This window comes from Nitratireductor sp. ATLC21 (assembly GCF_057196525.1).
The window spans coordinates 253,170-277,175 of record NZ_JBXUOU010000001.1 but is presented as its reverse complement, the minus strand read 5'-3'; the positions used below and the strand labels follow the sequence as shown (position 1 = coordinate 277,175).

General features: G+C 60.8%; 24 protein-coding genes. 11 read left to right on the top strand and 13 right to left on the bottom strand.

What is annotated here, in order from left to right; all coding sequences use genetic code 11:
* Position 1: 1 nt before the first annotated feature.
* The gene (locus tag AC2CHD_RS01330; RefSeq protein ID WP_484553183.1) at positions 2–1,366 is read left to right on the top strand and encodes a serine hydrolase; all 1,365 of its coding nucleotides are present in this window, start codon (positions 2–4) and stop codon (positions 1,364–1,366) included.
* Between the two features lie 47 nt (positions 1,367–1,413).
* On the opposite strand, the gene AC2CHD_RS01325 is transcribed toward AC2CHD_RS01330, so the two are convergent.
* The 9 genes from AC2CHD_RS01325 to AC2CHD_RS01285 all read right to left on the bottom strand — a co-directional run bounded on the left by AC2CHD_RS01325 (position 1,414) and on the right by AC2CHD_RS01285 (position 8,896).
* Entirely contained in the window at positions 1,414–2,109 is a 696-nt protein-coding gene (locus AC2CHD_RS01325; RefSeq protein ID WP_484552320.1) for a DnaJ domain-containing protein, read from the bottom strand.
* Entirely contained in the window at positions 2,106–2,843 is a 738-nt protein-coding gene (locus tag AC2CHD_RS01320; RefSeq protein WP_484552319.1) for a vWA domain-containing protein, read from the bottom strand. Before AC2CHD_RS01320 ends, AC2CHD_RS01325 begins: the two co-directional genes overlap by 4 nt.
* Before the next feature lie 66 nt (positions 2,844–2,909).
* The gene (locus tag AC2CHD_RS01315) at positions 2,910–3,344 is read right to left on the bottom strand and encodes a DUF1489 family protein (protein ID WP_229446965.1); all 435 of its coding nucleotides are present in this window, start codon (positions 3,342–3,344) and stop codon (positions 2,910–2,912) included.
* A 71-nt stretch (positions 3,345–3,415) separates the two neighbouring features.
* Positions 3,416–4,816, bottom strand: a complete 1,401-nt coding sequence (locus AC2CHD_RS01310) for an L-serine ammonia-lyase (RefSeq protein WP_484552318.1) — start codon at positions 4,814–4,816, stop codon at positions 3,416–3,418.
* A gap of 192 nt (positions 4,817–5,008) precedes the next feature.
* The gene (locus tag AC2CHD_RS01305; protein WP_484552317.1) at positions 5,009–5,140 is read right to left on the bottom strand and encodes a hypothetical protein; all 132 of its coding nucleotides are present in this window, start codon (positions 5,138–5,140) and stop codon (positions 5,009–5,011) included.
* Between the two features lie 264 nt (positions 5,141–5,404).
* The gene (locus AC2CHD_RS01300) at positions 5,405–6,214 is read right to left on the bottom strand and encodes a YdcF family protein (RefSeq protein ID WP_484552316.1); all 810 of its coding nucleotides are present in this window, start codon (positions 6,212–6,214) and stop codon (positions 5,405–5,407) included.
* Positions 6,215–6,254: 40 nt separating this feature from the next.
* The gene (gene gatA / locus AC2CHD_RS01295; RefSeq protein WP_484552315.1) at positions 6,255–7,736 is read right to left on the bottom strand and encodes an Asp-tRNA(Asn)/Glu-tRNA(Gln) amidotransferase subunit GatA; all 1,482 of its coding nucleotides are present in this window, start codon (positions 7,734–7,736) and stop codon (positions 6,255–6,257) included.
* Positions 7,737–7,808: 72 nt separating this feature from the next.
* Positions 7,809–8,096, bottom strand: coding sequence for an Asp-tRNA(Asn)/Glu-tRNA(Gln) amidotransferase subunit GatC (gene gatC / locus AC2CHD_RS01290; RefSeq protein ID WP_292895473.1), 288 nt, complete (start codon positions 8,094–8,096; stop codon positions 7,809–7,811).
* A 92-nt stretch (positions 8,097–8,188) separates the two neighbouring features.
* A complete protein-coding gene (locus AC2CHD_RS01285; protein WP_484552314.1) occupies positions 8,189–8,896 on the bottom strand; it encodes a metal-dependent hydrolase in 708 nt (235 codons plus the stop codon).
* A 124-nt stretch (positions 8,897–9,020) separates the two neighbouring features.
* On the opposite strand from AC2CHD_RS01285, the gene ruvX reads away from it, so the two are divergent.
* Positions 9,021–9,506 carry a Holliday junction resolvase RuvX gene (gene ruvX / locus AC2CHD_RS01280; RefSeq protein WP_484552313.1) on the top strand — a complete coding sequence of 162 codons (486 nt, stop codon included), beginning with the start codon at positions 9,021–9,023 and terminating at the stop codon, positions 9,504–9,506.
* Here ruvX and AC2CHD_RS01275 read toward each other — a convergent pair.
* Positions 9,452–9,784 (bottom strand): DUF6105 family protein, encoded by a 333-nt coding sequence (locus tag AC2CHD_RS01275; protein ID WP_484552312.1) that lies wholly within the window; start codon positions 9,782–9,784, stop codon positions 9,452–9,454. The genes ruvX and AC2CHD_RS01275 overlap by 55 nt on opposite strands.
* Entirely contained in the window at positions 9,784–10,356 is a 573-nt protein-coding gene (locus tag AC2CHD_RS01270) for a hypothetical protein (RefSeq protein ID WP_484552311.1), read from the bottom strand. The genes AC2CHD_RS01275 and AC2CHD_RS01270 overlap by 1 nt, the downstream gene beginning before the upstream one ends.
* A 163-nt stretch (positions 10,357–10,519) precedes the next feature.
* On the opposite strand from AC2CHD_RS01270, the gene AC2CHD_RS01265 reads away from it, so the two are divergent.
* Positions 10,520–11,458 (top strand): AEC family transporter, encoded by a 939-nt coding sequence (locus AC2CHD_RS01265; protein ID WP_484552310.1) that lies wholly within the window; start codon positions 10,520–10,522, stop codon positions 11,456–11,458.
* Here AC2CHD_RS01265 and AC2CHD_RS01260 read toward each other — a convergent pair.
* Positions 11,440–13,068: an acyl-CoA dehydrogenase family protein gene (locus AC2CHD_RS01260; protein WP_484552309.1), complete on the bottom strand. Its 1,629-nt coding sequence runs from the start codon at positions 13,066–13,068 to the stop codon at positions 11,440–11,442. The two genes, AC2CHD_RS01265 and AC2CHD_RS01260, sit on opposite strands and share 19 nt — an antisense overlap.
* Before the next feature lie 203 nt (positions 13,069–13,271).
* Between AC2CHD_RS01260 and AC2CHD_RS01255 the strand changes: the two genes are divergently transcribed.
* The 4 genes from AC2CHD_RS01255 to dprA are packed head-to-tail and all read left to right on the top strand — an operon-like array spanning position 13,272 to position 17,291.
* Positions 13,272–14,234 carry an aspartate carbamoyltransferase catalytic subunit gene (locus tag AC2CHD_RS01255; RefSeq protein ID WP_229446976.1) on the top strand — a complete coding sequence of 321 codons (963 nt, stop codon included), beginning with the start codon at positions 13,272–13,274 and terminating at the stop codon, positions 14,232–14,234.
* Positions 14,231–15,517 (top strand): dihydroorotase, encoded by a 1,287-nt coding sequence (locus AC2CHD_RS01250; protein ID WP_229446977.1) that lies wholly within the window; start codon positions 14,231–14,233, stop codon positions 15,515–15,517. Before AC2CHD_RS01255 ends, AC2CHD_RS01250 begins: the two co-directional genes overlap by 4 nt.
* A gap of 29 nt (positions 15,518–15,546) precedes the next feature.
* Positions 15,547–16,161, top strand: coding sequence for a glycerol-3-phosphate 1-O-acyltransferase PlsY (gene plsY / locus AC2CHD_RS01245; RefSeq protein ID WP_484552308.1), 615 nt, complete (start codon positions 15,547–15,549; stop codon positions 16,159–16,161).
* Positions 16,158–17,291, top strand: a complete 1,134-nt coding sequence (gene dprA, locus AC2CHD_RS01240) for a DNA-processing protein DprA (protein ID WP_484552307.1) — start codon at positions 16,158–16,160, stop codon at positions 17,289–17,291. Before plsY ends, dprA begins: the two co-directional genes overlap by 4 nt.
* Here the strand turns inward: dprA and AC2CHD_RS01235 are convergent.
* Positions 17,253–17,483: a hypothetical protein gene (locus AC2CHD_RS01235; RefSeq protein ID WP_229446980.1), complete on the bottom strand. Its 231-nt coding sequence runs from the start codon at positions 17,481–17,483 to the stop codon at positions 17,253–17,255. The two genes, dprA and AC2CHD_RS01235, sit on opposite strands and share 39 nt — an antisense overlap.
* Positions 17,484–17,767: 284 nt before the next feature.
* Between AC2CHD_RS01235 and topA the strand changes: the two genes are divergently transcribed.
* Genes topA through AC2CHD_RS01215 form a run of 4 tightly spaced genes read left to right on the top strand, consistent with a single transcriptional unit; the run spans position 17,768 to position 23,950 of the window.
* Complete coding sequence (topA, locus tag AC2CHD_RS01230; protein ID WP_484552306.1) at positions 17,768–20,389, top strand: type I DNA topoisomerase; 2,622 nt, start codon at positions 17,768–17,770, stop codon at positions 20,387–20,389.
* 4 nt (positions 20,390–20,393) lie between these two features.
* Complete coding sequence (gene rnr, locus AC2CHD_RS01225; RefSeq protein WP_484552305.1) at positions 20,394–22,733, top strand: ribonuclease R; 2,340 nt, start codon at positions 20,394–20,396, stop codon at positions 22,731–22,733.
* Positions 22,733–23,179: a DUF983 domain-containing protein gene (locus AC2CHD_RS01220; protein ID WP_484552304.1), complete on the top strand. Its 447-nt coding sequence runs from the start codon at positions 22,733–22,735 to the stop codon at positions 23,177–23,179. Before rnr ends, AC2CHD_RS01220 begins: the two co-directional genes overlap by 1 nt.
* 30 nt (positions 23,180–23,209) lie before the next feature.
* Positions 23,210–23,950: an NUDIX hydrolase gene (locus AC2CHD_RS01215; protein ID WP_229448045.1), complete on the top strand. Its 741-nt coding sequence runs from the start codon at positions 23,210–23,212 to the stop codon at positions 23,948–23,950.
* Positions 23,951–24,006 lie beyond the last annotated feature (56 nt).

Here is a 24,006-nt window from a genome sequence, read left to right as displayed (position 1 = left end):
AATGGGTGTAATCGTGCGTCAGGCGTTGTTGGGTAGAGCGAATCTTGTGCGGCTATCAGGCAAGATTCTCACTGCACTTTTCATTTCCGGTATCGTCATGTTGGGCGCGGCAGAACAGGCTTCTGCTAACGCCAAATATGCAGGCATCGTCATGGATGCGAAGACCGGCAAGGTTCTCTATGAATCAAATGCCGATGCTCCGCGGTATCCCGCCTCGCTCACCAAGATGATGACGGCCTATATGATCTTCGAGGCGCTTTCGACGGGCCGTATCAGCAAAGATACACGCATTCCCGTTTCGCGGAACGCTGCCGCCGAACCTCCGACGAACATTGCATTGCGTCCCGGTGACAGCCTGACCGTGGACCAGGCTATCCGGGCGCTGGTAACCCGTTCCGCCAATGATGCCGCGACCGCAGTGGCTGAGTTTCTCGGCGGATCGGAAGCCAAGTTCGCTTCCATGATGACCGCTAAGGCGCGCCAGCTCGGCATGTCGCGGACCACGTTCAAGAATGCGCATGGTCTGCCGAACAGCCAGCAGAAGACGACTGCGCGCGACATGGCCAAGCTCAGCATCGCCCTGCGGGAGCACTATCCGCAGTATTACAGCTATTTCCAGACCAAGTCCTTCACTTACAAAAAGCGTCGCTATGGCAACCACAACCGCCTGCTAGGCCGGGTGAAGGGCGTCGATGGCATCAAGACCGGATACACGCGTGCATCCGGCTTTAACCTCGCAAGCTCGGTGCAGGCCAATGGTCGCAGCATTGTCGCCGTGGTCATGGGCGGACGCACGTCACGCAGCCGCGATGCCCACATGGCGGATCTTATCGAACGCTACCTGAATCAGGGGTCGACCGGACGGGATCGCATGCTGATCGCCAAGGCTCCGGGCGGTGCGCGCACCGCGCTTGCTGCCATGATTCCGGGCAAACAGGTTCCCTTGCCGACCGAACGTCCCGAAGTGGAAACGCTGACGGCCTATGCGCCTGAGCAGCCGGTCAAGGCCGCAGCAGTCGTCAATGCATCCGTGCCGCGCCCAAGTGCCCCGGTCGCTGCAGTCGACCCCATGCCGACGGCTTCAACGGCGCCAGAAGCGCAGGGTGCGGGATCTTCTATCGGCGGCTGGGTCATTCAGGTTGCCTCCATGCCCAGCGAGGATGAGGCGCTGATGTTCCTTGCAGAAACAGAGAAGAAGGCTGGCGCCGTGCTTGCAAGCGCAGTGCCGATTACCGAGACATTCGAGAAAGGTGGCGTGACCTACCACCGCGCTCGGTTTGTCGGGTTCGCAAGCAAGTCCGACGCATGGGGCGCCTGCGCGTCTCTGAAGAAGAAGAGCATCTCCTGCTACGCCGTGCAGCAGTAAGACCGGAGTTTTTGATGAGTCAGGATAGTGTAGCGCGTACCGGGAACTCACTCATGAGCGGACAGCAAAACGTCGCGGGCCTGGTTGACACGGGCAGCAAGAGACGAGGTACCTCCCATGTCGGGATGCAGGCGCTGCATCAGGCGGCGGTGAGCCTCTCTGATCTGCGCAACGGTCGCACCTCGTTCAAGACCAAGGACCTCATAGGCCTCCTCCTCGGTCATGGGGCCCGCGCCCGGCGCAACTCCCTCCCCCCGGTCGCCATTCGATTGCGCGCCATCGCGCCAGGCGGGGAATTCGCTGTCAAGATAGGTTTCCAGAAGCCGTAAGCTCTCTTCGTCGCTTTCAAGCTCCGCATAGAGCGAAAGCAGCTCTTCCAGTGTCATATCTGCGAGCCGGCGCCCGTCGTGCCCGCCGGCAAGCACCGAGCCGGACAACGCTCCGCTATCGTGATCCAGTTCCATCTCGAGTGCTGCCGAGCGCACGATTGACTTTTGTCCCGGCTTTTTGACCTGCCCCATCTTCAAACGTGCAGAACCAAACCAGGCGACCGCGGCTGAGAGCAACATGCCGCCGATCCCTGCCCTGCCGGCAAACAGCATCACCACACCGGCAAGCGCCAGCAATGTCGGGCCGGCGATCCGCAACGTGTTGGCCACCCGCTTCGGGTTTGCATTCAAGAAAGCGAAACTACCCAGAGTTAAAAGCAGCAGTAGTGCAAAGAAAAAGAACGGGAAGCTCATTGGTCTGTGCCGCCGCGGAGATGTTCCAGCATTCTGCGATCCTCGGGCCTGTTGCGATCGCTCAGTGCCTTGAGACCGCCCGTGGCATAAACGGCCACAGCCGAAAGGAGCTTACCGAGCTCGGCCGCGGATCGCGCATCGAAGCGAAACCATGCGCCCTTCGACAGACGGGCGATTTCGCGAAAAGCCCGTTCAGCAATCGGATCATGCCCCTCCTGAAAGACGAATACCGGCACGCCGCTCAGGCCAAGACGCCCGGCCTTGTCCGATAGATCGTCGACGCTCTCTTCCATGGCGTCGCCGATATAGACGAGCGCGTTTACCTTCTCGCGTGCGGTTTCCTTGAGAGCGTGCGCCAGAACCTTGCCGATCTGCGTGTGGCCGCCACGGCAGTCAATCTTTGTCATGAGCGTCTTCAACGCCTCTGTATCGCGCACGAAGCGCGAGGCGCGGCTTTCGCCAAAACCCCGGAAATAAACGAGTTGTACATTGAGCGAGCCCGCTTTGCCCACGGCATCAAACATCTCTGCCTGAAGTTTGCAGGCAAGATCCCAGGTGGGTTGCCGGCTCATCGTAGCGTCCAGCGCGAGAATGAGCCGGCCGTTGCCGGCGCCGCGCGCGGGCGCGAGGGCACGCGCCTGCCGCACAAAGGCATCGATGGCGCCCGATGATGAACGGGTGTCGGTGGGTTTTGTGTCTGCGCGACGCGGCGCGGGCGTTTTCTTTTCGCTCATAAGAAGAAAGATGGGCGTCCACAAACTGGTTGCAAGGCTCATCGCCAGCCTGCGCCAGATGAGACGCTACAGCAAGCCGAGTTCTGTCAATTCGCGACGCAGTTCCAAAGGCATTTCTGCATCGTCCCCGGCGCTGCCGAGATCCTGTGGCGCATCCTTTGGCTCGAGATATCGCCACCCCTGGAACGCGCGGCGTGGCTGAAACTGAGTGCGCACCAGTTTGGGCTCCAGCACCAGATGACAGCGCGACACACCTTCTGCATCACGGAACGGCCGAATGTCCAAAAGTCTTTGCCGACACTGCACCGTGCCCTTGATTACCCAATAGAGAGACCCGCCCTCGGTAAGCTCAGCCACACGTTTCGGCACCATGCGCGTGGTGTGAAACTGTTCAGCAGGCTCCCCGCGCGCCTGCTTTTCTCGAAGACGCAGCGCGATCCAGTCCTGCAATTGCTCGACGCTTTCGCAACCGACGCACAATTTTATGAGGTTGAGTGCCATCCTTCAAATGTCGGGCGCTGCCCGGCCAAGGTCAAGCACGATAGCTGCCCCTCCACAGCGTAGAACGCCGCTCAGCATTCCACGACGTTGACCGCCAGTCCGCCCAGGCTTGTTTCCTTGTAGCGCTCGTTCATATCCACACCGGTCTGCCGCATCGTTTCGACTGCAGCATCAAGCGACACGAAGTGCGTCCCGTCACCTTTCACCGCAAGAGACGCTGCCGTGACGGCCTTGACCGAGCCCAGGGCGTTGCGCTCGATGCAAGGGACCTGCACAAGTCCTGCAACCGGGTCACAGGTCATGCCCAGATGGTGTTCGAGAGCTATTTCGGCGGCGTTCTCCACCTGTGCAGGCGTGCCGCCCAGCACGGCGGCGAAGCCTGCCGCGGCCATCGCAGAAGCCGAGCCGACTTCACCCTGGCAGCCGACCTCCGCGCCGGAGATGGAGGCATTGTGCTTCACGATGCCACCGATCGCGGCAGCAGTCAGAAGGAAATCGCGAATGCCGTTGGCATCAGCGTCGACGTGGAATTTCTGCCAGTAACGCATGACAGCAGGCACCACGCCGGCCGCGCCGTTGGTCGGAGCGGTTACCACGCGGCCGCCGCTGGCGTTTTCCTCGTTCACGGCCATGGCGAAAACGGAGAGCCAGTCATTCGCTGCGAGAGGATTAGGGCGGTTATGACGCCAGTCTTCTTCCAGCCTGTCATGCAGCTGCCGCGCACGACGGCGCACGTTCAAGCCGCCGGGCATGATGCCGTCCTGCGAAAGACCACGTTCAATGCAGGCGTCCATGGCCTGCCAAATACGATCCAGACCGGCATCAAGGTCTGCCCGGGTCATATGTGCTTCTTCGTTGGCCCGCTTCATCTCGGCGATCGATAATCCGCTTTCGGCCGCCATGGCGAGCATTTCGCGCGCGCTCGCAAAAGGGAACGGAACATCGGAGGCCTCAGGCTTTCTGGACTGGTTCTTCAGCGTCTGCAGTTCCTCCTCGGAAACCACGAAACCGCCACCGACGGAATAATAAATACGTCTCAGGAGGAGCCTGCCATCCGCATCATAAGCGTTGAATGCCATGCCGTTTGCATGACCGGGCAGAGCCTCTTTCTTGTCGAGCACGAGGTCGCTTTGCGGATCGAACTGGTACGGCTGATGTCCCGCCGGTCGGACCATCTTCTCGGCAGCAATCGTGGCGAGCTGTTCGTCCATGCGGTCTGGGTCGACGGTTAGAGGATTGTACCCAGCAAGTCCGAGGATTACCGCACGGTCCGTGCCGTGGCCCACACCGGTAAAGGCAAGAGAGCCATGCAGGCTGACACCCAGTCGGTGAACGACACTCCCGGCCGGGCGCGGCCAGTCGTCGCCGGCCACCTCAGCCAGAAAACGTTCCGCCGCTGTCATGGGGCCCATCGTGTGCGAACTCGATGGTCCGATGCCGATCTTGAACAGGTCGAAAACGGAAAGGAACATGGGCGAAGGCTCCGGATGTGGCCAGATGAGGAAATCCCGCAGTGGGCCCCTCTCGACAATGAAGAAGAGGTGCGCTGACACGACTGCGACATCGCATGATGTAGGCGATTTCCCCAAACAAGCAAAGGGCGCAGCGATTGCGCTGCGCCCTTCGACTTTAAAGAACCGATGTTGTGCGGTTTTGCTAGTAATTCAGCTTGCCGTTGCTACGACCGCTGCCGTTTCGGCGCCAATCAAGAGCCATGCCAGAAAGATGATTCCCGCAAGCCCGATCACTGCTTTGGCGGTTACGCCCCAGCAGGATCTCTCAACGCTATCGTCCATGCATATCCCGTTTTTTCAATTCAATCTCCGAACGGGATGATCCCGATCGCCGATCTGTGGAGGCGGGAGATACTCCTCCGCGCAGGCTTCTGCAAGTCCAAAAACGGCAAAATCGCGACCTGGAAAATGTTCGGAAACCCCAGAAAACGAGGGTTTTCCAGCATAATCAGGCACTTGGGGCCATAAAGGAATTTTCAACAGATGTGGCGAAATGCGGACATTTTTGCTGCAATGCACCATCCCAATGCCGGGAGAGGCCTCGACTCACCGCGAGGAAGGCTTCGGTCCAGGAAAAAGTGCATCCGTTCTACCGGCCATTCGATAGGCTACGAGGCCGATCCATTCACGTATGCCAAGGGTCGTGTTTCGCAGGGAATCGAGTGCGTTGTCTTCCGCCAGACCCGGCTTTTCGTTGCCCGCTGTTTTGTAATCCACCGGCCAGGGTGTGACTGGAAATCCGGCTTTGCGAAACACGCCCACGGCGCGCGGCATGTGAAAGGCTGAGGTGACGAGAAGCCAGGTCTCACCTGCGACCGGCTCAACCAGCTCTCTGGAAAAAACTGCGTTCTCAAACGTGTCGCGCGAACGGTTCTCCAGAACAAGGCGCTCCGCTGCCACGCCAAGCGCGCTCAAAAGGCGCGGTGCAGTATCCGCATCGCCCTCCCCGGCGAGAAAAACAGCGCCCTGCCCTCCAGAGATCAAGATCCTGGCCTGCGGGAACCTGCGCGCGAGAATCGCGACTTCCACAAAGCGGTCGCCGCTGGCGTTCAGCTCATAGCCGCCCCGCGCCATATTGATGGAGCCTTCCAGCCCGCCACCCAGAACGACGATGCCATCAACCCTGTCCGGGACAGGCTCCGGTTTGTGAAAGCGATCTTCCAGCGGCCCGAGCACCAGCGCTCCGAGCGTTGTCCAGGCTGAAAGAACGACCACCAGAAGAGACAGGCCACTCGCTGCCAGCGAGAGGCGGCGCCAACCGAGAAATGCGGTGAGAAGCGACACCGCGATCATGATTGCGACCAGGCTGAGGGGCTGAAGGAACAGCCAGCCAATTGCAGAAACGAGATGGAACATGGTGCGGCCCCTGTTCTAGGTCAAAACCGCACCATGCGAACTACCACCACCGGTTCGGTGCAAAACGCCCTGCGGCCTGTTCGATCACATGCGCCGTGCGGAACAGTGTCTCTTCGTCGAATGGCTTGCCTATGAGTTGCAGTCCAAGCGGCAGACCTTTTGGGTCGAGCCCGGCCGGCACAGCGATGCCGGGCAAGCCCGCCATGTTCACCGTGACCGTGAAGATATCATTGAGATACATCTTCACCGGATCGGACGCCATATCCTGATCCGCGATGCCAAAGGCGGCCGAAGGTGTGGCCGGCGTCAGGATGGCATCGACGCCCTCATCGAAAACCTGCTCAAAATCGCGTTTGATGAGCGTGCGCACTTTCTGGGCCTTGAGGTAATAGGCATCGTAATAACCGGCGGACAGAACATAGGTGCCGATCATGATGCGGCGCTTGACCTCACGGCCGAAACCGGCAGCACGGGTCTGCTCATACATGTCGGCAATGTCCTTGCCGGGCACGCGCAGGCCGTAACGCACGCCATCATAGCGCGCCAGGTTGGATGAGGCTTCGGCCGGCGCGACGATGTAATAGGCTGGAAGCGCGTATTTGGTGTGCGGCAGCGATATGTCCACGATCTCCGCGCCTGCATCGCGCATCCAGTCAATGCCCTTTTTCCAAAGCGTCTCGATCTCTTCGGGCATGCCCTCCATACGGTATTCCCGGGGAATGCCGATCTTCAGACCTTTGACTGACTGGCCGATGGCTGCTTCGTAGTCCGGCACCGGCAGGTCGACGGAGGTGGTGTCCTTGTCGTCCACAGAGGCCATCGATTTCAAGAGAATTGCCGCGTCGCGGACGTCGCGCGCAATGGGCCCTGCCTGATCAAGCGAGGAGGCGAAGGCCACCGTGCCCCAGCGCGAGCAGCGGCCATAGGTAGGTTTGATGCCGACCGTTCCGGTGAAAGCGGCGGGCTGGCGGATCGACCCGCCCGTGTCCGTTGCCGTGGCGCCCGCACACAGGAAGGCGGCCACAGCGGCGGCAGACCCACCCGACGAACCGCCTGGAACGAGATCGGCATTGGAGCCTTCGGCGCGCCACGGGTTGATAACCGGACCATAGTAGGAGGTCTCGTTGGACGAGCCCATGGCGAACTCATCCATGTTGAGCTTGCCGAGCATCACCGCCCCATCAGCCCAAAGATTGGCCGTGACTGTGGATTCGTATTTGGGCTTGAACCCATCAAGGATGTGGCTTGCTGCCTGGGTGTGGACATCCTGCGTTGCAAACAGGTCCTTGATGCCGAGCGGAATGCCTTCCAGAGCGCCAGCTTCGCCCTTCGCGATCTTTTCATCACTCGCCTTTGCCATGGCGCGCGCTCGGTCATGGGTGACGGCGACATAGGCGTTGAGCTTGTCATTGGCGGTATCGATGGCCGAAAGATAGGCCTCGGTCAGCTCGGTGGCGGTGAAGGCCTTTGAGGTCAGCTTCTCGCGCGCTTCGGCAATTGTGAGTTTGGTGAGCTCTGTCATGGAAGTTCCGTGAAAATCCCTGAAAATCCAGCGCCCCCTCAGGGCGCGATTGATTGGAAGCGGATGAGACTTCTATTCGACCACCTTGGGCACGACGAAAAAATTGTCTTCCGAGGCCGGCGCATTGGCGACGATATCGTCAGCCTTGTTGCCGTCGGTAACGCCGTCCTGGCGCTTCTTCATCGCCATCGGAATGACGGAGGTCATCGGCTCGACGCCCTCCACATTCACTTCGTTCAATTGCTCGACGAAACCGAGAATGGCATTGAGTTCGCCCGTCATGCGCTCGGCATCGGCCTCGTCAACGGCAATGCGGGAAAGGCGCGCAACACGCTTCACGGTATCGATGTCCACGGACATGGTTTTCTCCAGGCGCTTATTGGCTGCGCCCCGGCTATAATCGGCGCGCGGGCGGCGTGCAACCGCCAACGCACTCAGACGCACCGGATTTGCTAAAGAGATATGCTCTCGCCGACTTTGAGCGAGGGCACGTTCACGCCCGATCCTTCCATGCCGTCGATGAATTTCTGCGCCGTCTGATCGATAATCGGGAAAGAGCCGAAATGGCAGGGAAGAACCGTCTCGAACTTGAAGTAGCGACGGCAGGCAAGGGCAGCCACCGCCCCTCCCATGGTGAAGCGATCACCGACGGGCACCAGACCGATTTCAGGCTGATGCAACTCGTGAATCAGCGCCATGTCGCTAAAGATGTCTGTGTCGCCCATATGGTAGAGCGTCTTTTCGCTGGGAAAATGGAGCACCAGACCCGCAGGGTTCCCCAGATAGGTATTTGTGCCGCCCTCGCCTGAGGAAGAGGAGGAATGCTGCGCGTTGACAAAGGTGGTGGTAAAACCGCCGCAATCGACCGTGCCGCCATGATTGCCGGGGTTGATCCGGCTCTGGTCGACGCCTCTGCCCACCAAAAACATGCAGATCTCAAAATTGGCGACGAGCATGGCGCCTGTCTTTTTAAGAATTTCGACGGCATCGCCGATGTGATCATCATGGCCATGGGTCAGCAGCACATGGGTCACGCCTTCCGCCGGCTCCTCCCATCCACCATTCCAGGAGGGGTTGCCGCTCAGAAACGGGTCAATCAGGATGTGAGCGTCACCCGCATCCACGCGGAATGCCGAATGGCCATACCAGGTCAGCTTCATGGGATTGTCCTCCTTGTTTTCTAACGCGCAACCCTCTGAAGGGCGGCTATCGCGTATCGGCTGCTTTCCGTGTAACCGGTGCGGCGCTAAAACGATCCCTCAGTCCTAATCGGAGAAGATAGTTTTGTCAGTGGTTGACCTGCAGGAACTCCCCGCTTTTCTCAAAGCAGGCCAGACACTGGCCGGCCTCGATCTGGGCACCAAGACCATCGGGCTTTCAGTCTCCGATCGCGGCCTGTCCCTTGCCACACCGCGGCAGGTGATCATGCGCAGGAAGTTCACTCAGGATGCAGAAGCACTGATTGCGACTTTCGAGCGCGACAATGTGGGCGGGATTGTCATCGGCCTGCCGGTGAACATGGACGGAAGCGAAGGACCGCGTGCGCAGTCGACGCGTGCCTTCATCCGCAATCTCGAGCGGCTTACCGACCTTCCCGCCGCCTTCTGGGACGAGCGCATGTCGACCGTCGCTGCCGAGCGCGCCCTTCTGGAGATGGATGTGTCACGCAAGAAAAGGGCGGAGCGGATCGATTCGGCCGCCGCCGCCTTCATTCTTCAGGGTGCGCTTGACAGGTTGCGCACTTCCGGAGCTGCCTCCCCCGAGCGATAAGCGGAGCGCTTCTCCTTGAACCAGGCCCAGAGGGCGCGCCGGCGTCGGAACGCGATGATGGCCAGAAGGATGAAGCTGTCGAGCACGCAGGCGCGGGCGACCATGCCTGGAATGATGGTCGGATCGATGCCCAGGATATTGCCATAGATCCGAAACAGCAGATCATTCATCTCGCGGCTGAAAAAACTCAGGCCGAAATTGATGTCATGGTAGGAAAGTCCGTACCATCCCCAGAACAGGCCGAGCGGGAGCGCCCAGAAGATCAGCAGATAACGCATTACGGGCTCCAATGATCGTTGGCGGGCGGCGCGATGTGCAGCCGCTGTCTTCGGGCAACACGCGTTGCCATTGCATCATGTGCGGCGTCGATAATCTGCAGTGTCGAGACACGCGACATGGGCGACGTGGCCGGCACAGATCTTTCCTGTTCGGCAAAGGCCTCTTCCCGACGCAGCACAAGATGAGTCGCCAGAACAGCGAGGAATTTTATCGTTGTGGAGGTGGAGGGCGAGAAGGCGGCTGCATTTGCAGCAACCCCGGAATGAAATACGTCAACAAGCAGCATGACCAGAGCAGCCGCACAGGCAAGGCCTGCGACATTTGCCGTCTCGCGCCTGTCCCCGTTTTCGAGCACGGATACGAGGAAGGTCCATATGAACAGCGCAGCAACCAGCGCTTTGCCCAACACGATTCCAAGATGGCCCAAGAACATCGTGAATTGCCAAGCTCCATTCCCCCCCGAAGAAACGGTCGGCACAACAATGCCTTCGACCTGCGCGGCTGACCACGAAGCCAAACCGAAAATGACGGCCCAGTAGACAGACAGAAGGATTGAAAATGTGCGGTTCATGAGTCTCGTTCCCGGATGAAAGTCACACTGAACCGCCGCAAATCTCCCTGCAACGCTTACCAATCATTAAGGTTAACTTTCACATGTGCGGAGAGCGGCCCTCCGGCTTTACAGACTTGTGGCCGGCCACTAGCAATAAGATCCCTTCTCTTGCCGGTTTCCCATGTTCGCGATCTTCGAAAGCACCCTGCCGATTTTCCTGCTCATCATTGCAGGAAATGCGCTACGGTGGACGCCGCTCATCAGCGATGATACCTGGCCGGGACTGGAGCAGCTTTGCTACTGGTTCCTCTATCCGGCGCTGCTTTTCATCACCATTGCCAATGCGGATTTTTCGAAACTGAGGCTCGACGCCCTGCTTGGGGCCCTGGTGGTTTCGGTCCTCGGGATGATCCTTCTGGTGCTGGCCTTGTGGCCTGCTCTGAAAGCGAGCGGATTGATCAAGCATGGTCAATACTCCTCGCTCTTCCAGACCGCAGTTCGATGGAACGGCTTCATGGCGCTGGCGGTTGCCCAGAAGCTCTTTCCTCCTGAAGGTGCGGCCGTGGTCGCACTTGTGATGGCAACAATCATCATCCCCATCAACATCGCGTCGGTGTTCGTGGTCACACGCTTCGCCGACGGTGGTGCATCCTGGTCCAAGGTCCTTCTGGATGTCGTGCGGAACCCGTTGATTCTGGCGGCGGCGGCAGCGGTGGTGCTGAGATTTTTGCCCTTCGGCCTCTACCCGCCCTTGAACGAGACACTGGACCTCGTCGGTCGCGCCGCGCTCGGAATGGGGCTTTTGACCATCGGCGCCAGCCTGCGTCCGGGCGATTTCCTCGCTGCACCGGCAGCCTTGTGGACGTCTGCCTTCTTGAAACTGATTTTCTTTCCGGCCCTCATGATATCGATGGCGCTCGCTTTTGGCGTCACCGGGCCGGCCCTCGATTATCTGGCGCTTTGTGCGGCGGTTCCCACAGCCATGAACGGCTATCTTCTCGCGCGGCAGCTCGGAGGCGATGCGCCACTTTACGCAAGCATCACCACGCTGCAGACGGCGCTCGCCTTCTTCACGATACCGCTTGTTCTAACGGTTGTTGCTCAGCTCGCCTCCGGATAAAGCACGTCGAGGATGGAGGCCGCGTCGTGGCGCGCATCCAGCATTCCGTAGGTGCTGCGCCACTGGCCTGCGAGACGCGTCTCGATGAAAGCATCCGCAACACGTCCGGCACCCATGCGTTTCAACTCGGCTGCGGCTGCCGCCAGCGCGAGCTGTTCGGTCAGGATGCGGGCCGATCCCTCGTCGGTCTGACAGACGCGGGCAGCGGCGGCCAGAACCTCCAGCGTTGCGCCGCCCTTTTCACCAAGGTCTCTGCCAATCATCCCAAGCACATCGTCAAAAAGCCCGGCGTTGCGCTCAAGCACGCGCAAGACGTCGAGCCCCATCACATTACCGGAGCCTTCCCAGATCGCATTGACAGGGGCTTCGCGATAGTGGCGGGCGAGCGGTGCCTCCTCGACATAGCCATTTCCGCCAAGGCACTCCATCGCCTCATAGGTCACAGCGGGTGCCAGCTTGCACACCCAGTATTTGACAACCGGCGTCATGACGCGCGCGAAGGCCGCATCGCCGCGGCTGTCGGCGGCCTCGTCAAAGGAGCGCGCAAGTCGCATCGCAAGCGCTGTTGCCGCGGCAACGTCAAGTGCCATGTCAGCCAGCACCCGCATCATCAGCGGTTGCTCGATGAGCCGCGTGCCGAACACCTGACGGTGGCGCGTGTGATGAACGGCCTCCGCCAATGCCGCACGCATGATGCCGGCCGAGCCAAGTGCACAGTCGAGCCGTGTCAGCGTCACCATGTCCATGATGGTGCGGATACCACCACCCGGCTCGCCAACCAGTTCGCCCATCGTCCCGTGGAACTCCACCTCCGAGGAAGCATTCGATCGATTGCCGAGCTTGTCCTTGAGACGCTGAAAATGCAGGCCGTTTCCGCTGCCATCCTCCAGCACGCGCGGAACGAGGAAACAGGACAACCCCTTGTCGACCTGCGCCAGAACGAGAAAGGCGTCCGACATCGGTGCTGACAAGAACCATTTGTGCCCGGTCAGGCGATAGATCTTGCCTTCAAGGCGTTCGGCGCGGGTGGTGTTTGCGCGCACATCGGTTCCGCCCTGCTTCTCTGTCATCCCCATGCCGATGGTGATGCCGCTTTTCTGCACGACGGGCTTGTTCGAATGATCGTATTTGCGGACGGCCACGCGTGGCGCCCACCGGCGAAACAGCGTGTTGTCCGCCATCAGCGCCGCCAGCGAGGCGTTTGTCATGGTCAGCGGGCACAGATGGCCGCATTCGAGCTGCGCGGTCAGATAGAAGCGCGCGGCGCGTATCTGATGACGATGGCCCGCCTCAACTTCCGTCTTCTCCCAAATGGAAGAATGAAGTCCATTTGCGGCCGAACGGCGCATGAGCGCGTGATAGGCGGGATGATACTCGACCAGATCGAGCCGGTTTCCATATCGGTCATGCGTTCTAAGTTGAGGTGTCTCGGCATTGGCCAGACGTGCCAGATCAAGTGCTTCCTGATTGCGCACGAAACGGCCAAGCGTATCGAGTTCTTTGCGCACAGGTTCCGAGAACCGCTCTGCCGCCTGCATCAGCAAGGGATCGCTGCGCCAGGCATTGGTGCCGGCGATGGGAGGCGACTGGTTGGTTACGTCATGCGTCACGGCTTTACTCTATCACAACAAAAGCAGCGCGCCGGGAATCAACGCGTGCTCAACGACCCATAGTGGCAAGCACACCTTGCCAATCGATGAAAGCTTGATGAGCCACAAAAACACAAAAGCTGTTATTTGTGCCCGGCAGATGGGTTCAGCACGTGATGCGCGCTTGCAGCGGTTCTGACTGCAGCCTATAGCAGGCTCTTGAGATGACAAACGCCTCTTTCCCACTTTACCCGCACCGCCACCTGCTTGGCATAAAGGGGCTGTCGCCCCTCGACATCGAAACACTTCTCGACCGTGCCGACGCGGCCGTTGCCATTTCAAGGCAGCAGGAGAAGAAGACGGCCGCTCTACGCGGCCGTACGCATATCAACCTTTTCTACGAAGCCTCCACACGGACCCAGTCCTCGTTCGAACTGGCCGGCAAACGGCTCGGCGCGGATGTCATGAACATGTCCGTCGCAAGCTCCTCGACCAAGAAGGGCGAGACGCTGCTCGACACCGCAATCACGCTGAACGCCATGCGGCCCGACATTCTGGTGATCCGGCACGCGGCGGCCGGTGCGGCAGCGCTCCTCGCCCAGAAGGTTTCATGTTCTGTCGTCAATGCGGGCGATGGCGCTCATGAGCACCCGACGCAGGCCCTGCTCGATGCGCTCACGATCCGCCGAGCAAAAGGCCGCATCGGCGGGCTTACCGTGGCGATTTGTGGCGATGTGCTGCATTCGCGCGTGGCGCGCTCGAACATCGTTCTGCTGAATGCAATGGGCGCTCGGGTGCGGGTCGTTGCGCCCTCCACACTTCTTCCCGCCGGCATCGGGCAGATGGGCGTGGAACCCTTTACGAGGATGGACGAGGGCCTGAAAGGGGCGGACATCGTGATGATGCTGCGGCTCCAGCGTGAGCGGATGGCGGGGTCTCTCATTCCCTCAGTGCGAGAATATTTCCGCCATTTCGGCCTCGACGCCGAGAAACTGAAGGCGGCCAAAGACGATGTGCTGGTCATGCATCCCGGCCCCATGAACCGCGGCGTCGAAATCGCCTCCGAGATCGCCGACGGGCCGCAAAGCCTCATTCAGGAGCAGGTCGAGATGGGCGTGGCGGTGCGCATGGCCGTGATGGAAGCGCTGCTCGATCCGCGACGCAACGCGGAGGGAGGCGCGGCATGAGCGCGACCGTCTTTCAGAATGCCCGTATTGTCGATCCTTCGCGCGGCATAGACGAAAAAGGAACAGTCATCGTCGCCGACGGGAAGATTCTTGCCGCAGGTGCCGATGCCCAAAATCAGGGTGCCCCTGAAAACGCGGACATCGTCGATTGCCAGGGACACGCTGTCATCCCCGGCCTTGTCGATTCGCGTGTCTTCATTGGCGAACCCGGCGCAGAACATCGCGAAACCATCGCTTCAGCGAGCCGGGCCGCAGCGGCAGGCGGTGTGACATCCGTTATCATGATGCCCGACACCATCCCGGTGATCGACGATGTTGCGCTGGTGGAATTCGTCAAACGCACCGCACGCGATACTGCAACGATCAACGTGTTTCCGGCTGCATCCGTCACCAAGGGGTTTGCTGGCAAAGAGCTGTCCGAATTCGGGCTGCTTCACGAGGCCGGCGCGGTCATGCTCACCGAAGGGCGTTCGACAATTAGCAACGCTCTGGTCATGCGGCGTGCCCTCACCTATGCCCGTGATCTGGGCATCACCATTGCCCATGAAACGCAGGACCCACATCTGGCTTCCTCCGGTGTGATGAACGAGGGACTTTTCGCGAGCTGGCTCGGGCTTCCCGGCATTCCGCGAGAGGCCGAAACCATACCGCTCAGCCGAGACCTGATGCTTGCCGCCCTGACAGGCGGCCGCTATCACGCCGCGAAGATCTCCACCGCAATGTCGGCAGCGGCCATCGCCCGGGCCAAGAATGAAGGAGCGGATGTCAGCGCAGGCATCTCAATCAACCATTTGACGCTGAACGAAAACGACATCGGCGACTACCGCACATTCTTCCGGCTTTCGCCGCCCTTGCGCACCGAAGATGACCGGGTCGCCATGGTGGAGGCGCTGAAAAACGGGGTCGTCGACATCATCGTTTCCTCGCACGATCCGCAGGACGTGGATACAAAGCGACTACCGTTTGCCGAAGCCGAAGCCGGCGCCATCGGTCTTGAGACACTGTTGGCGGCATCTTTGCGCCTTTATCACAACGGCGACCTGTCACTGATGCGTCTTGTCGAATGCCTGTCCACCGCGCCGGCGCGCTTGTTTGGTCTGCCAGGCGGTACGCTCAGGCCGGGCGCAGACGCTGATCTCACGCTGGTGGACCTGGACGCGCCGTGGATCGTGCGTGAGGCTGACATCCGGTCGTTGTCGAAGAACACGTGCTTCGAGGGTGCGCGCATGCAGGGCCGGGTCTTGCAAACAATGGTTGCAGGCCGCACAGTATTCTCGGCCTGAGCGAAACATGGTTTGAGGGAGAGAGCCAGATGCCGGACCCTATCAGTTGGCAGATTGCGCTGCCCTATCTCGCTGCAGCGCTCCTTTTTGGCTATCTGCTCGGCTCCATCCCCTTCGGCTTGATCGTCACGCGCCTGGCGGGTCTTGGCGATGTCCGCAAGATCGGTTCGGGCAATATCGGCGCGACCAATGTCCTGCGCACCGGCAACAAGAAGCTGGCTGCCCTCACACTGTTGGGCGATGCCCTCAAAGGCACGGTCGCCGTTCTTCTTGCCGGTCTCTATGGACCTGATCAGGCGATCGCGGCAGGGCTTGGTGCGTTTCTTGGCCATCTCTTTCCTGTCTGGCTGGGCTTCCGCGGCGGCAAGGGGGTGGCGACCTATCTCGGCGTCCTGATTGCGCTCGCCTGGCCGGGTGCCATTATCTTCGCCGTGGTCTGGCTCACCGTGGCCTTCGTCACGCGCTATTCATCGCTTTCGGCCCTCGTCGCCGCCCTTGCTGTTCCGGTCGGGCTTTACATCCTCGACTATGTTCAGGCGGCTGAACTCTTTGTGCTGATGAGCGCAATCGTCTTTATCAAGCACCGTGCGAACATTTCACGGCTGATAGCGGGAACCGAAACGCGCATTGGGGGCAAGGGGTGACGGGGCATGGCGCTGCCGCTCGGCTTAGCGACCGACAGCGCCTCGCCTGGTTGCAGCTTCTGCGCAGCGAAAATGTGGGCCCGGTCACTTTTCGACAACTCGTCAATCATTTTGGCTCGGCCGAAACCGCCCTGCAGATGCTTCCAGAACTCGCGGCACGCGGCGGCGCGACACGACGTATTGTCATTGCCTCACAGGCGGATGCGGAGCGGGAACTGGAAGAGGCAAGCCGCCTGGGCGCCCGTTTCGTCGCTGTAGGAGAACCTGAGTATCCCCCGTTGATGCGCCGCATGGATCAGCCGCCCCCATTGCTCGCCATGAAGGGGGATCTTTCCATCCCACTTCGGCCGACAGTCGCACTGGTCGGAGCGCGCAACGCATCACTCACCGGCATAAAGATGGCAAAGCAACTGGCGGCGGAGCTCGGCAAGGCCGGCTTTTCCGTCGCATCGGGCCTCGCCCGCGGGATCGATGCCGCGGTGCACCAGGGCAGCCTCGACAGCGGCACCATCGCCGCGCTTGCCGGCGGCCTCGATCGTCCCTACCCGCCCGAGAATCTCACCCTTTTTGAGGAAATCGCGAAACGGGGAACCGTTCTTAGCGAAATGCCGTTTGGTTGGGTGCCGCGGGCGCGCGATTTCCCCCGCCGCAACCGTCTGGTGGCAGGCATCGCCTTTGGCCTTGTGGTGGTGGAAGCAGCAAAACGCTCGGGCTCTCTCATAAGTGCGCGGCTCGCCGGAGAGATGGGACGGCTTGTCTTCGCGGTGCCGGGTTCGCCGCTCGATCCTCGGGCAGGCGGCACGAACACGCTGTTGAAGGACGGGGCAATTCTGGTCACGGAGGTCGATGATATTGTTTCACAAATCACCCCACTCCTGGAGAAACCACTGCCCGAACCTGACCGCCTGGAAGAACCACCGCCCACGACGGCGGCGGCGCCTCCCAATGACAGAGATCGCGACAAGATCATTCAGTTGCTGGGCCCCTCGCCCGTTCTGATAGACGACATCATCCGTCACACCGGCCTTCATCCCTCGCAGGTTCTTACCGTTCTGCTCGAGCTAGATCTTGCCGGACGACTTGAGCGGCATTCAGGAAGCGCGGTCTCGCTTCTTCCCGGGGACGCCTAGCCCCATTCCACTCCCCTGAAGTCGGTAAGGCTGGTCACCGCGAATGATATCGCTTGCCTCGAGATATGCCATCTCGATCATATAGGCGAGCAAGTCGCAGCGTTCTGCGAGCGCCATGGTTCGCAATTGGCCGAGCATCGCCTGCATATAGTCAAGCGCGTCGGATCGGCCCCCACCAGAATGTTCGCCCATTCGCCGACACTCCCTTCCAGCGCACGGCACCCCTTGGTGTTGCCCGAAATTATCCGTCCCCGGCCATTCTCCATTAAGGACCCAGATGAAGTATACACACCATTATAAACAAATAAACGGAAAATTTACGATAAACAAACACTGTCCACAGGCGCTTTGTAGCGGATGAAATTCCCATTGGCCCTTGACCGCACGACAAAGCACGGCCATTTGACGAGGCTGGATTCGTTCAAAATGCGAGGCGCTGCAAGATGCCGGACGCCTGCGGGGAAATCTGAAAGCTTATGGATCTCGTTATCGTCGAGTCGCCGGCCAAGGCGAAAACCATCAACAAATATCTGGGTTCGAACTACAAGGTTCTGGCTTCGTTCGGCCATGTCCGCGACCTTCCGCCCAAGGATGGCTCGGTGCGTCCTGACGAGGATTTTGCCATGTCATGGAGCGTGGACAGCCCCTCCTCCAAGCGGCTCAGCGACATCGCCAAGGCTGTGAAGGACGCCGACACGCTGATCCTCGCCACCGACCCCGACCGCGAGGGTGAGGCGATTTCCTGGCATGTGCTGGAAGTCCTGAAGCAGAAAAAGGTTCTGAAGGACAAGCCGGTCCAGCGTGTAGTTTTCAACGCCATCACCAAAAAGGCCGTACTCGATGCGCTCGCCCATCCTCGTGAGGTCGATGCGCCGCTGGTGGATGCCTATCTTGCGCGCCGTGCACTTGACTATCTGGTAGGCTTCACGCTCTCGCCCGTCCTGTGGCGCAAGCTGCCGGGCGCGCGCTCGGCGGGCCGCGTCCAGTCGGTCGCGCTTCGGCTTGTCTGCGACCGCGAGGCGGAGATCGAACGGTTTGTCCGTGAAGATTACTGGCAGATCGCCGCCACGCTCGTCACGCCGCGTCAGGAAAGCTTCGAGGCACGGCTGACGACGGTCGACGGAAAGAAGCTGCAGAAGCTCGACATCAAGAGCCAGGAGCAGGCCGACGACATCAAGGCGATGCTTGATGGAGCCACGTTCAAGGCAGTCTCCGTCGAGGCGAAGCCCACGCGTCGCAACCCCGCACCACCCTTCACCACGTCGACCCTGCAGCAGGCCGCCTCCTCGCGCCTCGGTTTCGGAGCGTCGCGCACCATGCAGGTGGCGCAGCGCCTTTACGAAGGCATCGACATTGGCGGTGAGACAGCCGGTCTCATCACCTATATGCGTACCGACGGCGTTCAGATGGCGCCCGAGGCGCTCGATCAGGCCCGCAAGGCGATCGGCGCGGAATTCGGCGAGCGCTATTTGCCCGAAAAACCGCGTTTTTATTCGGTGAAAGCCAAGAATGCGCAGGAAGCGCATGAGGCGATCCGTCCGACAGATTTCTCCCGTACGCCCGACCAGGTTCGCCGCTATCTCGATGCCGATCAGGCCCGTCTCTACGAAATGATCTGGAAACGCGCCATCGCCAGCCAGATGCAGCCAGCCGAGATCGAGCGCACCACGGTCGAGATCGTGGCCGAGAATGGCGCCCGCAATGCGGGCCTGCGCGCCGTCGGGTCAGTGATCCGGTTCGAGGGTTTCCTTGCCGCCTATGCGATCGACAAGGATGAGAACGCCGAGGACGAGGAAAGCCGCCGCCTGCCTGAAATCCACGAGGACGAGGAGCAGACGCGCGAAAAGATCGAGGCCACCAAACACACGACCGAGCCACCGCCGCGCTACTCGGAAGCCTCGCTCATCAAGAAGATGGAAGAGCTCGGCATCGGTCGCCCCTCCACCTATGCGGCGACGCTCAAAACGCTTGAGGATCGTGATTATGTGACGATCGAAAAGCGCAAGCTCATGCCTCAGGCCAAGGGCCGGCTGGTCACGGCATTTCTGGAGAATTTCTTCGAGCGCTATGTGGAGTATGATTTCACGGCGGACCTTGAGGAAAAGCTCGACAAGATTTCCGACGGACAGCTTTCCTGGAAGGACGTGCTGCGCGACTTCTGGCAGGATTTCTCCGGCCATGTGGATGAGATCAAGGAGCTGCGCGTCACCAATGTTCTCGACGCGCTGAACGAGGAACTTGCCCCGCTCGCTTTTCCGGCCAAGGAAGACGGCACCGATCCGCGCGCCTGTCCGCGCTGCGGAACCGGTCAGCTCTCCCTGAAACTCGGACGCCACGGCGCCTTTGTCGGCTGTTCCAACTATCCCGAATGCGGGTTCACCCGCCAGTTCGGCGAGGCCGGCAACGGCGAGAATGGCGAAAACGGTCTCGATGGCGACAAGGTGCTCGGCAAGGACCCGCACACCGAAGAAGAAATCACGCTGCGCTCCGGCCGTTTCGGCCCCTATGTCCAGCGGGGTGAAGGCAAGGAAGCCAAGCGCGCCGGCCTACCGAAGGGCTGGGCGCCTGATTCCATCGACATCGAAAAGGCATTGGCGCTCCTCTCCCTGCCGCGTGATGTTGGCCAGCACCCCGAATCCGGCAAGATGATATCCGCCGGTATCGGGCGCTATGGCCCATTCCTTCTGCATGACGGGGCCTACGCCAATCTGGAAAGCGTCGAGGACGTGTTCTCCATCGGTCTGAACCGCGCCGTCACCATGATCGCGGAAAAACAGGCCAAGGGCGGGCGCGGACGTTCCACGCCGGCGGCCCTCAAGGAGCTTGGCGATCATCCTGACGAGGGCGGCAAGATCACCGTCCGCGACGGTCGTTATGGACCTTATGTCAATCACGGCAAGATCAACGCCACCCTTCCCAAGGGGAAGGACCCAATGGATGTCACCCTTGAGGAAGCCTTGGAGCTGATTGCCGCCAAGGCGGCCAAGGGCGGCAAGAAGAAGCCGGCGGCGAAAAAGAAGGCGCCCGCGAAGAAGGCGACAACGGCGAAAAAGACCACCGCGGCGAAGAAGAAAACCGCAGCCAAAAAAGAGGAATAACGCCTTGGCGCGCAGCATTTCCGGCAAGTCGAAAGCAAAGACCCGCACCCTCGGCAAAGCCGGACGCAACGCGAAATCTGCCACGGCCGCAGCCGGAGACGGTCCTCCCGATCGCGATGCGGTGCTGCGCTTCATCAAGGACAATCCCGACCGCACATCGAAGCGCGACATCGCCAAGGCTTTCGGTCTCAAGGGCGGTGACCGGATCTGGCTCAAGGACATTTTGCGCGAGCTTCAGGACGAGGGGCTCCTTAAGAAGACGCGCAAGCGCCTGTTGCGTCCCGGCGCGCTGCCGCATGTCGTGGTGCTCGATGTCTTCTCACGCGATGCCTCCGGCGCGCTGCTGGCACGGCCCGCAGAGCGGGAGGATCAGGACGAGGGCGAAGGCCCCCTGCCCCTCGTGGAAATCCGCACCCAGAAAGGCGGCAAGGCTGCCGGCATCGGCGACCGCGTCCTGGCCCGTGTCTTCCCCACGGAAAACGGTGAAGGTCCCGCCTATACGGGCCGCGTGATAAAGGTCTTCGAAAAGCGGCGGCAGAGCATTCTGGGCGTCATTCGCAAGTCGAAGGATGGTGTGTTTCGCATCGAACCCGTCGAGCGCACCCAGCGCGAGCTCGTGATTGACGGGAACGATCTGAACGACGCGCAGGATGGCGATCTGGTGGAGATCGAGCCCATCTCCGGCGGACGCTACGGCCCCGCGCATGGCAAGGTGGTTTCGGTCATCGGTTCGCTTTCCAGCGAAAAGGCGGTCTCCATGATCGCCATTCACGCGCATGAGATTCCGCATATCTTTCCCGACGGGGTGATCGCCGAGGCGGAAGCCGCAAAGCCCGTCACGCTTTCAGGCCGCGAAGACTGGCGCGACATGCCGCTCATCACCATTGACCCAGCCGACGCAAAGGACCATGACGATGCCGTCATGGCCGAGCCCGACCCGGACGAAAAGAACCCCGGCGGCTTCATCGCCACCGTCGCCATTGCCGATGTCGCGCATTATGTGCGGCAGGGTTCCGCACTCGACCGGGAGGCCCTGAAACGCGGCAATTCCGTCTATTTTCCGGACCGTGTCGTTCCGATGCTGCCCGAGCGCATTTCCAACGATCTGTGCTCGCTGCGCGAAGCAGAGCCGCGTCCGGCCCTTGCCGTGCGCATGCGTTTTTCGGCGTCCGGCCAGAAGGTCGGTCACAGCTTTCATCGCGTCATCATGCGCTCGGCGGCAAAACTCTCCTACCAGCAGGCACAAAAGGCCATTGACGGCGAGCCGGACGATAAGACGGGCCCGCTTCTCGAGCCCATCCTAAAGCCGCTATGGGATGCCTACGCGGTTCTGAAACGCGGGCGCGACAACCGCCAGCCACTCGAACTCGACCTTCCGGAGCGCAAGATCCTTCTCAAAGAAGATGGCACCGTGGATCGCGTGGTCGTCCCACCGCGTCTTGATGCGCACAAACTGATCGAAGAATTCATGGTGCAGGCCAATGTCGCGGCAGCCGAGACGCTTGAGGCCAGGCGCCAGGCGCTGGTCTACCGCGTCCACGATGCCCCGTCGCTTGCCAAGCAGGAGGCCCTGCGCGAGTTTCTGCGCACCTTCGAGATATCGCTGGCGCGTGGCGCGCAGCTGAAGCCCGCCCAGTTCAATGCAATCCTTGCCCGCGTGCGTGACACCGAACACGAACAGCTCGTCAACGAGGTCGTGCTGCGTTCGCAGAGCCAGGCGGTGTACGCGCCTGAAAATCTTGGCCATTTCGGCCTCAACCTGCGCCGCTACGCCCATTTCACCTCGCCCATCCGCCGCTATGCGGATCTGATCGTCCATCGCGCGCTGATTGCCGCTCTCGGTCTTGGCAAGGACGGGCTGACACAGGAGGAGGAAGCCCGGCTTGAAGAGACCGCAGCGCTGATTTCGGCCACCGAACGGCGTGCCATGGCCGCCGAGCGCGACACGGTTGACCGGCTCGTTGCCGAGCATCTGTCGGGCCGCGTCGGCGAGGAATTCGAAGCCCGCATTTCCGGCGTCGCCAAGGCGGGACTTTTTGTCCAGTTGCCGCAATATGGCGCCGATGGCTTTGTGCCTGTCTCCACACTGGGAGACGAATACTATATTTATGACGAGGCGCGCCACGCCATGGTGGGCGAGCGCAGCGGGCGCGGCTTTCAGTTGGGCGACAGCGTGTCGGTTCGCCTGGTCGAGATCGCGCCACTGGCCGGTGCCATGCGCTTTGAAATGCTGAGCAAGCCCGAGAAGCTGCCGGGATCGATGAAATCCTTCCACAAGGCAAAGGGTCGCTCCGGGCGCACTTCGGGCAAAAGCCGCCGCGCCGCGCAGGGCAGGAGACGGTGATGGAAGAAAAGGTTTATGGCGGTAGAGCCGCCGCGAAACGGCCTGAACGCCCGCTCATGGAAGCCATGAAACGCGGCTTCCTGGGCCGCTGCCCCAATTGCGGAAAGGGAAAACTCTTTCGCGCCTATCTGAAGACGGCCGACGAATGCCCTGAATGTGGCGAGGAATTTCACCACCATCGTGCCGACGACCTGCCTGCCTATCTGGTGATTTTCATTGTCGGCCACATCGTGGTCGGCGCCTTCATGGGCATGGAGGCCCTCACCGACTGGCCAGGCTGGGTGCACCTCGCCATCTGGGTTCCCGTCACACTCGTCATGTCGCTCGCCCTGATCGGCCCCGTCAAGGGAGCGATCGTCGGGCTGCAATGGGCTTATTACATGCACGGCTTCGGTGATGAAGACGACCAGACGGAAACACACCCGGAACTGGGAAAACACTCCTAGGAGATGGACATGAACGAGCGCCCCAATCGCATGGATGGTCTCGACAAGGCCGCCGTCGACCGCGCGGAGGCAAAGGATTTTTCGCTCGGCGGCAAACCCATGCGGCCACGCGATGCGGCAACGCTTATCCTGCTTGACCGCAGCGGTGACGAAGTGCGCGTGCTGATGGGACGCCGTCACCGCAAGCATGCCTTCATGCCGGGTCGTTTCGTGTTTCCCGGCGGGCGCACCGATCCTGCCGATGGCCGCATTCCCGTGGCTTCCGGTCTGCATCCCGACGAGGAACGCCGGTTGATCGGCACCGGGTCACGCGCGACACCGGCCCGGGCCCGTGCCGTCGCCATGTCCGCCATCCGCGAAACCTATGAGGAAGCAGGTCTTTTGATCGGTGAGAAAACCGCTTTCTCCACCACGGCAAAAGACTGGCAGGGTTTTGCCGAAAACGGCGTCTGCCCCTCGCTGTCCGGCCTGCGCTACATCGCCCGCGCGATCACGCCGCCCGGCCGCGTGCGCCGCTTCGACACCCGGTTTCTGGCCGCCTGGCGCGACGATGTGGCGGTGGAACTGCCCGATGGCGGACCGACGCATGAGCTGGAAGAACTGGTGTGGCTTTCCATCCCGGAAGCGAAAAAGACCGAAGTGCCGCTGATAACCTGCACGGTGCTCGATGATCTGGAGCAACGTCTGAAGATCGACCCGGACCTCAATCCGGGAGCGCCGGTTCCATTCTATTCCATGCGCTACAACCGCTTCGAGCGGAAACTGATCTAGGAACGTTCATCCTCAGGATGGTCTGCGCTGCGGGCATGGTGCGTGGTTCGACAAGC

Excerpts from the sequence above, each read along its gene's own strand:
- AC2CHD_RS01330 (WP_484553183.1), top strand. The coding sequence starts at position 2 with ATGGGTGTAATCGTGCGTCAGGCGTTGTTGGGTAGAGCGAATCTTGTG.
- AC2CHD_RS01325 (WP_484552320.1), bottom strand. The coding sequence starts at position 2,109 with ATGAGCTTCCCGTTCTTTTTCTTTGCACTACTGCTGCTTTTAACTCTG.
- AC2CHD_RS01320 (WP_484552319.1), bottom strand. The coding sequence starts at position 2,843 with ATGAGCGAAAAGAAAACGCCCGCGCCGCGTCGCGCAGACACAAAACCC.
- AC2CHD_RS01315 (WP_229446965.1), bottom strand. The coding sequence starts at position 3,344 with ATGGCACTCAACCTCATAAAATTGTGCGTCGGTTGCGAAAGCGTCGAG.
- AC2CHD_RS01310 (WP_484552318.1), bottom strand. The coding sequence starts at position 4,816 with ATGTTCCTTTCCGTTTTCGACCTGTTCAAGATCGGCATCGGACCATCG.
- AC2CHD_RS01305 (WP_484552317.1), bottom strand. The coding sequence starts at position 5,140 with ATGGACGATAGCGTTGAGAGATCCTGCTGGGGCGTAACCGCCAAAGCA.
- AC2CHD_RS01300 (WP_484552316.1), bottom strand. The coding sequence starts at position 6,214 with ATGTTCCATCTCGTTTCTGCAATTGGCTGGCTGTTCCTTCAGCCCCTC.
- gatA (WP_484552315.1), bottom strand. The coding sequence starts at position 7,736 with ATGACAGAGCTCACCAAACTCACAATTGCCGAAGCGCGCGAGAAGCTG.
- gatC (WP_292895473.1), bottom strand. The coding sequence starts at position 8,096 with ATGTCCGTGGACATCGATACCGTGAAGCGTGTTGCGCGCCTTTCCCGC.
- AC2CHD_RS01285 (WP_484552314.1), bottom strand. The coding sequence starts at position 8,896 with ATGAAGCTGACCTGGTATGGCCATTCGGCATTCCGCGTGGATGCGGGT.
- AC2CHD_RS01275 (WP_484552312.1), bottom strand. The coding sequence starts at position 9,784 with ATGCGTTATCTGCTGATCTTCTGGGCGCTCCCGCTCGGCCTGTTCTGG.
- AC2CHD_RS01270 (WP_484552311.1), bottom strand. The coding sequence starts at position 10,356 with ATGAACCGCACATTTTCAATCCTTCTGTCTGTCTACTGGGCCGTCATT.
- AC2CHD_RS01265 (WP_484552310.1), top strand. The coding sequence starts at position 10,520 with ATGTTCGCGATCTTCGAAAGCACCCTGCCGATTTTCCTGCTCATCATT.
- AC2CHD_RS01255 (WP_229446976.1), top strand. The coding sequence starts at position 13,272 with ATGACAAACGCCTCTTTCCCACTTTACCCGCACCGCCACCTGCTTGGC.
- AC2CHD_RS01250 (WP_229446977.1), top strand. The coding sequence starts at position 14,231 with ATGAGCGCGACCGTCTTTCAGAATGCCCGTATTGTCGATCCTTCGCGC.
- plsY (WP_484552308.1), top strand. The coding sequence starts at position 15,547 with ATGCCGGACCCTATCAGTTGGCAGATTGCGCTGCCCTATCTCGCTGCA.
- AC2CHD_RS01235 (WP_229446980.1), bottom strand. The coding sequence starts at position 17,483 with ATGGGCGAACATTCTGGTGGGGGCCGATCCGACGCGCTTGACTATATG.
- topA (WP_484552306.1), top strand. The coding sequence starts at position 17,768 with ATGGATCTCGTTATCGTCGAGTCGCCGGCCAAGGCGAAAACCATCAAC.
- AC2CHD_RS01220 (WP_484552304.1), top strand. The coding sequence starts at position 22,733 with ATGGAAGAAAAGGTTTATGGCGGTAGAGCCGCCGCGAAACGGCCTGAA.
- AC2CHD_RS01215 (WP_229448045.1), top strand. The coding sequence starts at position 23,210 with ATGGATGGTCTCGACAAGGCCGCCGTCGACCGCGCGGAGGCAAAGGAT.